The 13,395-nt window shown below is 54.7% G+C and carries 6 protein-coding genes; 2 read left to right on the top strand and 4 right to left on the bottom strand.

Going from position 1 to position 13,395, the window contains the following annotated elements:
• Nucleotides 1–118 precede the first annotated feature (118 nt).
• Together ABE504_RS24485 and ABE504_RS24490 are read left to right on the top strand one after the other, a co-directional pair.
• A complete protein-coding gene (locus ABE504_RS24485; protein WP_430093850.1) occupies nt 119–6,835 on the top strand; it encodes a DUF7507 domain-containing protein in 6,717 nt (2,238 codons plus the stop codon).
• A complete protein-coding gene (locus ABE504_RS24490; protein WP_430093852.1) occupies nt 6,832–8,550 on the top strand; it encodes a hypothetical protein in 1,719 nt (572 codons plus the stop codon). The genes ABE504_RS24485 and ABE504_RS24490 overlap by 4 nt, the downstream gene beginning before the upstream one ends.
• 51 nt (nt 8,551–8,601) lie before the next feature.
• On the opposite strand, the gene ABE504_RS24495 is transcribed toward ABE504_RS24490, so the two are convergent.
• The 4 genes from ABE504_RS24495 to ABE504_RS24510 all read right to left on the bottom strand — a co-directional run bounded on the left by ABE504_RS24495 (nt 8,602) and on the right by ABE504_RS24510 (nt 13,394).
• Nucleotides 8,602–10,377 carry a glycoside hydrolase family 2 protein gene (locus ABE504_RS24495; RefSeq protein WP_430093854.1) on the bottom strand — a complete coding sequence of 592 codons (1,776 nt, stop codon included), beginning with the start codon at nt 10,375–10,377 and terminating at the stop codon, nt 8,602–8,604.
• Nucleotides 10,378–10,568: 191 nt separating this feature from the next.
• Nucleotides 10,569–10,841, bottom strand: coding sequence for a hypothetical protein (locus ABE504_RS24500; RefSeq protein ID WP_430093856.1), 273 nt, complete (start codon nt 10,839–10,841; stop codon nt 10,569–10,571).
• A 112-nt stretch (nt 10,842–10,953) separates the two neighbouring features.
• Nucleotides 10,954–12,447: a glycerol kinase GlpK gene (gene glpK / locus ABE504_RS24505; protein WP_430093858.1), complete on the bottom strand. Its 1,494-nt coding sequence runs from the start codon at nt 12,445–12,447 to the stop codon at nt 10,954–10,956.
• Nucleotides 12,447–13,394, bottom strand: coding sequence for a transketolase family protein (locus ABE504_RS24510; RefSeq protein WP_430093861.1), 948 nt, complete (start codon nt 13,392–13,394; stop codon nt 12,447–12,449). The genes glpK and ABE504_RS24510 overlap by 1 nt, the downstream gene beginning before the upstream one ends.
• Nucleotide 13,395 lies beyond the last annotated feature (1 nt).

The raw sequence follows: 13,395 nt of genomic DNA on the forward strand, positions 1-13,395 counted from the left end.
CGTGAATCCGTTCATGTTTTTCAAATTGAAACATAGGTTAGAACCATCGGTCTATTTTCCTCTCCACGGCCAACACTGATAATACTTTTTTGTGTGTTATCGGAATTCACTCTAGGGGGTGAGGGCCATCGCTCTCGTCGTCAGAGCTACGCTCAATGCAACAGGCGCAATTACGTTTACCGGCAATGCCCTTGGCTTAAGCCGCTCAGCCACAGAGGGGGTACCGGGAACCCAAGACAGCATCGGCGCCTTTACCACGATAAATACCGCATTAAAGTATGGATCTTATCCCTCCGGGACGACAAGCCTGTATACCTCGAACAGTTCGTCTGCGATTTTGACGCTGCCGACTGCAAGCACCATTCTGTATGCCGAACTCGTCTGGGGCGGCACGTACGTGAACGGGTCGGTCAATCTTACGTCGGCCATCAATAACCCCGTCTCCTTCACGACACCGGCCGGCACGTTCAGCATCACATCCGACACGGCTACACGCAACGAGTTCGACTTAGGCAGCGGCGCCTTAGGCTATGTGCGTACAGCCAACGTCACATCGCTTGTCCAGCAAGGGATGGCCGGCACCTACACGACGGGCAGCGTTGTCGGAACCATCGTGATCAACGGCGACCCGACTGCGAACCACGCAGGTTGGACGCTCGCCGTCATTTATCAGAACACGAGCCTGCCTTTTCGCAATATGTCCTTGCGTGTCGGCGCCGTACTTGTCCAATCGACTTCTCCTCCCGTGAACACGACAATTACAGGGTTTGCAACACCGGTCACCGGCGCCTTGGGAGGCCGGGCGCTGTTCAGCGCCCAGGAAGGCGACGCCAACCGAACGGGCGATCAGGCGCTTTTCGGGCCGACAGCGGCATCGCTCGTCGCTTTATCCGGGCCAAATAACTTTGCGAATAACTTCTTTGCATCGCAAATTAACAATGATGCCGGTCAGCTCAATACGACAGGCACCTTCGGCACGTCGAACCAGATCAACGGTGCGCCGGGAACGAATATCGTCGGTGGCCGGCAAGGCTGGGACATTACGAATGTCGACGTATCCGCTCGACTTGCCAACAACCAATCGTCCGCCATTCTACAGTTGACTACTTCCGGCGACGGCTATGTCGTTAACGCCAACGCGCTCCAGATCAATATCAATGCGCCGCTCATCACCGTCGCCAAAAGTGCCAATGTCACCGGTACCGTGCTCGGCGATACGATTACGTACACGGTGACCGTCAGCAACAGCGGCAGCGCAAGCGCGGCCAGTGTTGTGCTGTCGGATGCTCTACCAGCCGGCTCCACTTTCGTCGCAGGCAGCGTCACCATAGCCGGTGCTTCCAAGCCGTCCTATGACATCACATCGGGGGCGCCGTTAGGATCGCTCGCGTTTGGCTCGTCGATCACCGCCACGTACAAAGCGACGATAACCAGTATTCCAAGCCCGTCGCAGATTGCCAATACCGCGAACGCTGCTTTTACCTTTCAAAGCGTCGCGGGCGGTTCGGTCATATCGGGCGTCATTCCGTCCAACACCGTCACCACGCCAATCTATGCGCCAATCATCGGCATCGTCAAATCCGCCAATACGGCTAACGGTTCTGTCGGCAGCAATATAACTTACACACTGCAAGTAGCCAACACAGGCAACATCGGCGCCGTTGTTAATCTTACTGACAATATTCCTGCCGGAACGGCCTTTGTTCCCGGAAGCGTAACCGTGAACGGCGTATCCGTACCTGGCGCCAATCCCGCTAATGGGGTCAATATCGGTACAGTACCTGCAGGCGGTACGGTTACAATGACATTCGATGTTACAATTCTCGTACTGCCATCACCTTCCCAGATTACGAATAAAACGCACGGTACATACACGTTCCAGCCGCCGGACGGCCGCATCATCTCCGGTTCGGCGGAATCCAATACGCTGAAGATCCCCGTCCGATTGCCGAGCGTCGGCGCGGTGAAAAGTGTGAACGTCGTCGACGCCGTGGTTGGCGACACGTTCACGTACGCCACGGTTATCACGAATTCCGGCGTCGCCACTGTCACGAACGTCACCTTGACCGATACAGTTCCGACCGGTGCCACCTTTGTCGCAGGCAGCGTGGTGGTCGGCGGCGTCGCTAAGCCAAGCGCCGTACCGAGCAGCATTCCCGTCGGCTCAATCACAGCCGGAAGCTCGGTAACGGTGACGTTTCAGGTCACCGTCACTTCCCTGCCTTCTCCGGCACAGCTGGTGAACCAGGCCGGCGTCTCCTACAGCTCCGGCATGTTCAATGGCACAACGCTGACGAACAGCGTTACGACGCCGGTCTATCAAGCCGTTGTCGCCATCAGCAAAAGCGTCAACAGCACGAATGCGACGGTCGGCGATACGTTGACCTATACGCTGAACGTCAGCAATCCAGGGAATATCGCGGTGCAGCCAATAGTCGTTGACACGATCAGTCCGTCGACGACGTTTGTTCCCGCCAGTGTGACGATCAACGGCGGTGCCGCCCCTGCCGCCAATCCCGCGGCTGGCATTGTCATTGGCACACTCGCACAGAATGCAACTTCGACCATTACGTTTCAGGTCATTCTGCAAAGCTTGCCGTCGCCCCCTCGACTGACGAACCAAGCTACGGCCAACTATACGTACCAGCCGCCGGATGGCCGCACCTTGTCGGGCAGCGCGCTTTCCAATGCAACCGATATTCCGGCTTCGGCACCGAATCTTACGGTTGCCAAGGCGGTGTCACTCCCTTACGCCGCCATTGGCGATGTGTTGACCTACACGATCGATCTGACCAACACGAGCCTTGTTCCACTGACGAATGTCGTGCTTCTGGATGCCGTTCCGCCAGGAGCCGAGTTTCAAGGGGGCAGTGTGACCGTCAACGGCTCACCGAGACCTTCTGCCGATCCGAATGTCGGCTTTACCCTTGGCTCCATTGGGGCAGGCACGGCAATGCACGTCACTTTCAAGGCGACAGTCACCAGTGTGCCAACGCCTCCGCAGCTAGGCAACCAAGCTGTGGTAAGTTTCGCTGCCGGTGCGTTCTCAGGCTCAGCGAGCTCTAATTCTGTCGTCACAGCTGTCGAGCAGCCGATACTGACTCTAGTCAAAACTGCAAATGACACGCTGGCAGTGCTGGGCGATCTTATCGTCTACACAGTGACGGCAAGCAATACCGGCAGTGTGGCCGCAAACGCCATGCTGTTCGATAATATTCCGGCCGGCACTTCCTTTGTTGTGAATAGCGTCATTATCGACGACGTGCCGGTGCCAGGCGTAGACCCCGTCAGCGGCATTCCGCTGAGCTCCATTCCGGCTGGAAGCAGTCGAACCGTTTTATTTGAAGTATCTATGGAATCATTGCCGACGCCGCAGCAAATCGCGGACACAGCCACAGCTAAGTATACGTTTGCGACAACAGACGGACGATCGTTATCTGGGTCGGCAACCTCCAATACCGTCGTCATTCCCGTCTCCGCACCAAGCGTCAGCGTTGTCGAAAGCAGTGATGTCAGTACAGCCGTTCAAGGCGATACCATCACATATACCGTCGTCGTTACGAATCAAGGTGTCGCAAGCGTGAACCATGTTGTGCTCACCAGCATGACCGATCCCAGCACTTCATTCATCCCCGGAAGCGTGACCGTGAACGGCGTTTCACAGCCGAGCACCAATCCGTCCACCGGTATTCCACTCGGTACACTGGCGCCTGGTACGCCAGTGACCGTGACTTTTGAGGTGATCATCACAATGCCAACGCCACAAATCGTCAACCAGTCAGCCGTCAGCTTTACGTCCGGAAGCTTCTCAGGTTCATCGAACTCCAACAATATTGTGACGCCGGTAACCCAAGCGGTCATGACAGCCGTCAAATCCGCGAATACGACGAGTGCGACAGTAGGCGATACCGTTGTCTACACGGTCGTGGTCTCCAATACCGGAACCATTCAGGGAGACGCCATCGTCACCGATACGATCCCCGCCGGGACCTCCTTCGTGATCAACAGCGCGCTCGTGAACGGTGTCCCGCAGCCGGGAGCGGATCCGGTCACAGGTATTAACGCAGGCACAATTGCAACTGGCGCATCTGCCACTGTCGCTTTCTCCGTGCTCATTGAGACGTTACCGAACCCGCAGACGATCAGAAATACCGCAACTGCAACCTATTCGTTCATTCCTCCGGACGGTCGAGTCATTACACGATCCGTGCAGTCGAATACCGTCTCGTTCCCGGTTTCCTCCCCGAACGTTTCCGTGGTGAAAAGCACTTCGACTACCGCCCTAACCGTTGGCGATATCATCACATATACGTCGCAAATTACGAATAACGGCATTGAAGCAATCAATAGCGCTCTCTTCTCTGACCAGATTCCGGCCGGCGGTACGTTTGTGCCCGGCAGCGTCGTCATTACAGGCGCGCCAACGCCGTCAACACCACCTGATCCGGCGACCGGTATCACTCTCGGCACGATTGGTGTTGGCGCAACCGTCACGGTTCAATTCAACGTACAAGTGACATCCGTACCGACTCCGGCCAATCTGGTAAACCAATCGTTGGTCAATTACACATCTGGCGCATTCGCGAGCACGGCTTTTTCGAACGCGATCTCTACGCCGATCTATCAGCCGGATATTTCCATCGTCAAGAGCGGCAGCACCTCTACCGCAACCGTCGGGGACACCGTCGTCTACACGCTGAATGTCACGAATTCCGGCAATTATCCCACATCCGCTACCGTCACGGACACGATTCCGGCGGGCACAACCTTCCTTGCCAACAGTGTGTTTGTTGGCGGAATGCCGATTCCGGGCGCTGATCCATCAATCGGTTTCTCCATCGGCACTGTCGATCCCGGCGTAACCATTCCCGTCACGTTCTCTGTCGTCATCGACTCACTGCCGAACCCGCAGGTGCTGGCGAATACAGGATCTGCCGCCTATTCGTTTACGTTGCCGGACAACCGAACCTTCAACCGCTCAGCAACATCCAATACCGTTACGATTTCCGTTTCTGCTCCGAACATCAGCGTCGTCAAGAGCACAACGGTCACCGACGCGGTGTTGAATGATATTATTCCGTACACGATCACGATCACGAACAACGGTATCGAGGCCGTCAGCAATGTCGTCTTTTCCGATCCACTGCCTTCCGGCGAAGTCTTCATCCCAGGCAGTGTGGTTATTACCGGCGCACCGACGCCTCCAGTACCGCCGAACCCCGTGTCGGGCATCCCGCTCGGCTCCATTGCGGCAGGGGCAACCGTAACGGTCACCTTCAACGTGCGTGTCGTTTCGCTGCCGGTTCCAGCTCAACTCAACAATCAAGGCTCTGTCAGCTTCACATCAGGCAGCTTCTCGGCTGTGACGTTCTCCAATATCGTCACTACGCCTGTTTACCAGCCGATCCTGGCTGCCACCAAGAGCGCTAATACGACAAACGCCACGGTTGGCGACCTGATTATTTTCCAAATTCAGGTGAGCAATACCGGAAATTATGCGGCAAATGTTTCCTTGGTGGATCAAATTCCGAACGGCACTACGTTCCAGCCAAACAGCGTTGTAGTCAACGGCGTTACTCAACCCGGCGCTGACCCTGCCGCAGGCATTCCGTACACTTCCCAGCCGGGGGCCACGGATACAATTACGTTTGGCGTCGTTGTCACCTCACTGCCAAGTCCGCAGTTACTCAGCAATTCGGCGACCGCGAATTTCACGTTCACGCCGCCAGACGGCCGCACGATTACCGGCTCGGTGAATTCGAACACCATTACCATTCCGGTCTCCGCGCCGAATGTCTCGATTGTGAAATCAACGCTCGCCACAGATGCGGTAGTCGGGGACACCGTCACTTACTCAGCCGTCGTTACGAACAACGGTATAACCAGCATCAATCAGGTACAGTTCTTCGACCCGCTCCCGGCTTCTACAAGTTTTGTGATAGGCAGCGTTACCATCGATGGGAATCCTTCGCCAGGCGCAAACCCGACAACTGGCATCTCCTTGGGCCCCATCGCCCCAGGTGCTTCCGTCACTGTCGCCTTCAGCGTTACCGTGACTGCGCTGCCGGCTTCCCAGCAGCTTGTAAACCAATCGTCCGTCAACTTTACATCCGGCGCACTGGCGGCGTCCGCGTTCTCCAACACGGTTACAATTCCGGTCTATCAGCCGATTATTTCCTTGCTGAAATCGGCCAACACGACTAACGCAACCATCGGTGACACGATTGTGTATATGCTGACGTTGTTCAATACAGGAAATTTGCCTGCTGATGCTACTCTGTACGATCCCATTCCCACCGGTGCTGTTTTTGTGCCGAATAGCGTGTTTGTCGACGGTGTGCCGCAGCCAGGCGCAGATCCGGCCACTGGGATTTCAGCCGGCACCATTCCGCCTAACAGTTCGGTCGATGTTCAAGTCACCTTGCAAGTCACGGTCGAGTCGTTGCCCTCACCTCAGCAGCTGGTTAACCAGGCAACGGCAAACTACACCTATTCGCCGCCGGACGGCCGCCAGCTCTCTGGCTCCGTAATGTCCAATATTCTGGTCATTCCAGTCTCCGCACCGAACGTTACCGTTGTAAAAAGTACCGACGTCATCGACGCCGTAACCGGAGATACGATCACGTATACAGTCGTGGTCACGAACAACGGTATCGAAGCGGTCAACAATGTTGTGATGACCGACCCGATTCCGACTGGCACCGTCTTTATCGGCGGCAGCGTCACCGTCAACGGAGCCTCCCAGCCTGGGCTTAATCCTGGCACAGGCATTCCGCTGGACGCTATCCCGGCCGGCGGTTCCGTCACCGTAACCTTCGAGGTGACGGTCGTATGACGACCGAATCACAACCGCCGAATCATCTGATTAACCAATCCGTCGTTCGTTTCAGCTCAGGCAGCTTGACCGGCCATGCCTATTCCAATACGGTCGATACACCGGTCGTCGGCCCGGTCATCACGATTCTCAAAAAAGCTGATATGCCCGAGGCCAGCCTCGGGCAAGTGATTACTTATCGCTTAATTGTAGCGAATACGGGGAACCTTGATGCTCGGGTGACCCTGCTCGACAACATGCCGGAAGGGACGTCCTTCGTACCGAACAGCGTCATTGTCGCAGGCGTCCCGCTGCCGCTCGCGAATCCGGCGCAAGGCATTCCACTCGGTACTGTCCATATAGGCCAGACAATTACCGTCATTTTTCAGATTGTCGTACTGAAGCCTCCGCACGCTAATATGATTAGAAACCAGGCCGTTGCCCCGTATACGTTCCGTACGCCAAGCGGACGCGAAGTCTCCGGCCAATCACGGTCAAATACGGTGTCGATTCCATTTAAGAAAATGAAAATCAAGTTCAGCAAGCTAGCCGACCCTCTGGATACGTATGTTGGCGATTCAGCGACGTTCCGCTTCACCATTGCTAATGAAGAGGACACCGCAATCCCGCGTCTCCTTTTTCAGGATGCACTTGCGCCTGGCATGACCTTCATACCAGGCAGCGTCATTCTGGATGACATCCGTTATCCGTCGGCCAATCCCATGGAAGGTATCTGGCTGGGGACGCTGCCCGATCACGCTTCGTTCAACTTACAATTTCAAGCGGCGGTCTCTCTCTTTCCGCCCAGCGGTTTCCTCGAAAATGAAGGGGTTCTCTCGTATGAAGAAGGGGATTATCGAAACCAGACAACGTCTAACACTGTCGAGCTCCGAGTTTTTGACCCGAATCTTCGTGTCGTTGAATCCGTCCGGGAAGCTGCAGCTACGCTCGGCGATGCATTGACGTATACCGTTACGTTAACGAATACTGGGAATATCGCCACTGAAGTGTCGTTGACCGAGTTTCTCCCAGAAGGCACCTCATATGTCGCGAGCAGCCTGACAGTCAATGGGCAACCATACCGTCAGCCGCAGCTGCCGAATCCGCTGCCGCTTGGCGCTCTGACGCCGAGGACATCCATCGTCGTCACGTTTCAGGTTTCAGTGAACACGATCGCCATTTCCGCCTCACATAAAGAGCTCGTTAGCCACGCCGTCGCACTCTTTAGCTACCGGCTTCCGGATGGGCGCGGCATAGCCAACCGTCTCATCTCCAATGAAGTGCACGTCGCGCTGCTGCAGCCGATTGTCGACGTACAAATGTACGTGCATCCGCTTGCAGCGGAGCCAGGCGCTGTTCTGGAGTACGTGATCGCCGTGACGAACACCGGCAGCTTGACAGCAGGTGCTCTGCAGATGTGGAACTGGATGTCCACCATGAACACGCTTGTACCGGGCTCGCTGCACATCCGGCACCACACCCTCCCTGAGAAGCTGAGCATTCACGCAGCCGATAGGAGGAATATCGTTCCTGAGCAGCCGCTTGTCATCGGCGATCTCGATCCGGAAACGAGCGTCGAGATCACGTACGAGGCAGAAATTTCCCCCCATCTGCACGCTCCGCGCATTGCAACGCAAGCGGAAGCGCAGTATTCGTATCAAGTCAATGAGCCCGTGCATGCCGGCAGCGTGCTGTCGAATCCAATCAGCGTCCGGATTGAGCATGCGGATGAATAGCACAAAGCCAGGGCGCCGCGATCTGAACGATTGCGGCGCCCTGGCTTTTCATTATTTTCCTTCGTTAATGGCTTTGATGATCTCGACCGGAATTTTCGGCTTGCGGTCGTACGTCAGCAGCCCATTGATCTCCTGCTCTACGTCTGTGAGCTGCGTATAGCAGTAACCCTGCACAACGCCGGAGCGAAGCAGCGGCTGAATGACGGCGCGCAGTCTGCGCTCGTAATCTTCATCGTTGTCGGCGCCGGAGTAGCCCCAGCCTTCCCACTCACTCTTCTTGTAGGCGATGCCGCCGAACTCCGTAACCAAGATTGGCTGTCCAGCGTACGGGAAGCCCTCTACCGCCAGCACGCGTCTGGACGGCTTCGCCGATACTGCTTTCTCCGTTGAGCTGTACCGCTCCTTCAGCACGTCTTCGCGCCACTCATAGTCATGGATGGAGAAAAGGTCCGTACTCACCATTTCCCAACCGTCATTGGAGACAACAGGCCGCATCGGGTCCAGTGATTTGGTCAAATGATACATCGTGAGCGCATGCTGCTGCTGCAAACGGTCGATTTGAATGTTCGGCACACCCCAGCTTTCATTCAGCGGTACCCATGCGATAATCGATGGATGGTTGTAATCCCGTTCCATGGAAGCGATCCATTCCTGCGTAAAGCGTTTCACATATTGATCCGAATACTCATACGCATTCGCCGCTTCACTCCAGACAACGAGCCCCATCCGGTCACACCAGTACAGGAATCTTGGATCTTCCAGTTTCTGATGCTTCCGCACGCCGTTGAAGCCCATCGCTTTTGTCAGCTCGATGTCCTGTTTCAGCGCCTCATCGCTCGGCGGCGTCAAGTTGCCGTCTGGGAAATAGCCTTGATCCAAGACAAGCTTCAAGAAATATGGACGGTTATTCAGGCACAATTGGCCTTTCTCGATTGACACTTTGCGCATGCCGAAATAGCTCGTCGCACGATCCGCCTCTTGTCCGTTGACAAGCAGCGTGAACGTCACGTCATACAGATTCGGTTTGTTCGGCGTCCACCAGCCGCCAAGTCCGTGATCGTTAAAATCGTCGATACGGATTTTGCGTGTCTCCGAGGAGCCCTTAATGCTGTACGTATCTTCGGTAACAGGTTTTCCTTTAAACGAAACCTCCACTTTTAATTGCAGCTTCGCTCCGCTCTGGGCACCATCGACATAGAAAACCATCTCAATCTGCTTCGCATCGATATCCGGCGTCATTTTCACCTTGGCGAGGTGTGCTTCCGGCGACACGGCTTCCAACCATACGGTTTGCCAAATTCCCGTCGTCCGCGTGTAGAAAATCGACGCCGAATCCTCGAGCCAATACTGCTTCCCTCTCGGCAGCGTCACATCGCGGCTGTAGTCCACAGCCTTGACGACCAGGCGGTTCGCGCCCGCTTGAAGCGCTTCCGTAATATCCGCATGAAACGGCGTGTGTCCGCCTACGTGTGTCGCAACGAGCGTGCCGTTCACCCACACGGAAGCCTCATAATCAACCGCTCCGAAGTGAAGAAGAATGCGCTTCCCCTCGAATCCTTGCGGCAGCGTAAAATCGCGCCGATACCATACAATATCGTGAAATTCATTGGTTCCGATGCCGCTGAGCTTGCTTTGGAAAGCGAACGGGACTTGAATTTTTTGCGTAAAATCCGTCTCCCCCGTATGCCAGCCAGATTTGCTCCCCACGTTCGCATCGTCAAAATCGAATTGCCATTCGCCATTCAAATTCACCCAGCTGTCGCGTACAAATTGCGGTCTTGGATGTTCGGCTCTCGGTAGTGCAGTTGTCGTTGTCATTGCTCCCATGTACCCCCAATTAGTTAATCGTAAAATTAATTAAATAATGATCAAGATGATGTTTTTATTATGCATCCAAGGGCTCCAGGTGTCAATACACCCTAATCAATTAACTTTTTAATTAACCATAAAGAAAAACGAAAGCCGCCATACCCCGGCATCTGCCAAGGCACAGCGGCTCGTTTGCGCCACTCCAAGCTTTAATCCATATAACCGGCCAGGCCGTTCTTCATGAGATATGACATTTCCGTCTCCAGAATCGTATCGACGGCAAGCTCGCTCAATTTCACATCGGGACGACCCACGATATAATCGATCACATCGTCGATGTCGATTTCCCGGCTTCCTTTTTGCTCCGCTTTGTCCATAAACGTTTTCTCATGTTTCAGCACCAATTGAATTTGCTTCGGGTCCAGCTTCGTCTGGTTGATAATAAACTGCAATAGCTCCTGCTCGTTAAGGGAGGCCGGCATTTCATTCACTCCTACATCGGTTCTTACCGCCTATTGTAGCACAAATCGGCACCGATGCAGCTATTGTTCCAAATCAACGACCATTTTACCTGTTGTTCGCAAGAACCAGAGGTTACCGATTTACAATAGAAGCCACCGCACTTTCCCAACCTGCACAGTACACCTCTCGCACCTGCTTCTGCATCTTGGGAACATAGTTGATACCGGCTCGATGCGTCTCGGCGATTTCCGCTAGCGACTGCCAAAAACCGATGCCAATTCCCCCCATATAGACGGATCCCAAGGCTGAAAGCTCCGCAATTTCAGATTTAATCACGGTCGTGTCGAGCATATCTGCCTGAAACTGCATCAAAGTTGCATTGTCGGAAGCTCCCCCGTCTGCCCTAAGCTGATCCAGCCGAATACCCGTGCTTTGCTCCATGAGCGTTACCGCGTCGCGCACTTGGTAAGCAATGCTTTCCAGCGCAGCGCGAATAATATGCGCTTTGTTCGTGCTGCGATTCATTCCCGTAATAGAAGCTCTGGCATAAGGATTCCAGTAAGGAGCTCCAAGACCGACGAAAGCTGGAACGAGGTAGACACCTTCGTTGTCAGTAATACCAGCCAGGAGCTCCTCCATCTCCGCAAATGTACGGAAGAGCCCGAGGTTATCCCGCAGCCATTTCAAACTGTCTCCCGATGTACGAATCACCGCTTCGACGGCATAAGTAATCTTGCCGCCCTTCCCCCATGCGATGGCGCTGACTAAGCCGTTCCTGGACGGCACAGGATTCGGACCAACATTCATCAGCAAAGATGTTCCTGTGCCATAAGTTGCCTTGCCCATGCCAATCCGGAAGCATTGATTGCCGTACAAGGCAGCTTGCGAATCCCCGATCACACCGGTAATAGGCACACGGATCGCGCCAAACAGCTCAGGATCTGCCGTATAGCCGAACAGCTCGTCGGAGGAACGGACTTCCGGCAAAAGCTCTGCCGGAACCCCAAACAGACTGCAAAGCTGCTCATCCCACTTCAGTTGATGGATATCAAATAACGATGTTCGACTTGCATTGGTATAATCAGTTGCATGCACGCTGCCGCCTGTCAAGTTCCATATGAGCCAGCTATCCATTGTTCCGGCCAGCAGCTCACCACGCGCCAGCTTTTCCGATACCCCCGCTGCATGCTCGATCATCCAGGTCCACTTGGCTGCGGAGAAATAAGGATCAAGCATTAAACCCGTTTTGCGAAGAACGACCTCTTCATAGCCGGATGCTTTGAGGTCAGCAACCTTGTCAGCAGTTCGCTGACACTGCCAGACAATAGCGGGATATACAGGGAGACCGGTCGTCCGATCCCACAGAACCGCGGTCTCCCGCTGATTCGTTATCGTTAACGCAGCAAGCGATTCCGGCCCGATATCGATCGACTTCATGGCTTGAAGGGCAGTCTCTTTGACGTTGTTGTAAATCTCAATCGGATCATGCTCCACCCATCCAGGACGCGGGTACAGCTGTGTATGCTCCTTCGAACATTTCGCCACGATCGTCCCAGTCCTGTCGATAATGAGCACTTTCGTGCCGGATGTGCTTTGATCGACGACCAGCATGTACGCTTTATCCATCACTTCTGCTCCTGTTTGCCCAGCATCTCTAACGCGACACGCTTAAGATTCTCGCTGCTGATGCCGTAGTGACGGAATACTTCTGCCGTCTTTCCGGCGATCGCCGGTTCATCCGCAATGCCGATAATGCGCATCGGAACCGGGGTGTGCTGTACGACGACTTCGGCTACGGCTGCGCCGAGCCCACCGAGCACGCTATGTTCTTCAACTGTAATGAGATAGCCTGTTTCCCTCGCCGCCTTTACAATCGCTTCTTCGTCAAGGGGCTTGATCGTATGCATATTCAGGATTCTGCAAGATACGCCTGCTTCTTGAAGAGCTTCATGCGCATCAAGTGCAACGCGCACCGTCTCCCCAGCAGCAATGATCGTGATATCTGTTCCTTCACGCATGGTCACTGCTTTACCGATCTTGAAGTCGTAATCATCCGACTCGTAGGAATCCTCAACGGGATTACGTCCAATCCGAACATATACGCCGCCTTCATACGCCACGAGCGCTTCTGTCATCTTCTTCGTTTCATGGCGATCGGCTGGCATCATGACGGCGAGTCCGGGGATCGCCCGGGCTACCGCCAAATCTTGCACCGAGTGATGGGACATGCCCAGCGCTCCGTAGCTGACCCCCCCGCTGATGCCCACCAGCTTCACATTCGTTCCGGAGTAAGCGACATCCACCTTGATCTGCTCAATACTGCGCATACTTAGAAAGCAGGCGGGTGAAGTGACGAATGGCTTCTTCCCGCTATGAGCCAAGCCTGCAGAGATGCCGACGATATTCTGCTCCGCGATGCCGACTTCAACAAATTGCTCCGGGTAAGCCTTGGCAAATGGCATCATTGCGGCCGATCCCCGTGAATCGCTGGCCAGCACCATAATATCCTTGTCATGCTGTGCCATCTCCAGCAGCGTTTCACAAATCACTTGGCGATTCGGAATGGTGTTCATC

The organism is Paenibacillus oryzisoli (assembly GCF_050467285.1).
Taxonomy (GTDB): domain Bacteria; phylum Bacillota; class Bacilli; order Paenibacillales; family NBRC-103111; genus Paenibacillus_E; species Paenibacillus_E oryzisoli_A.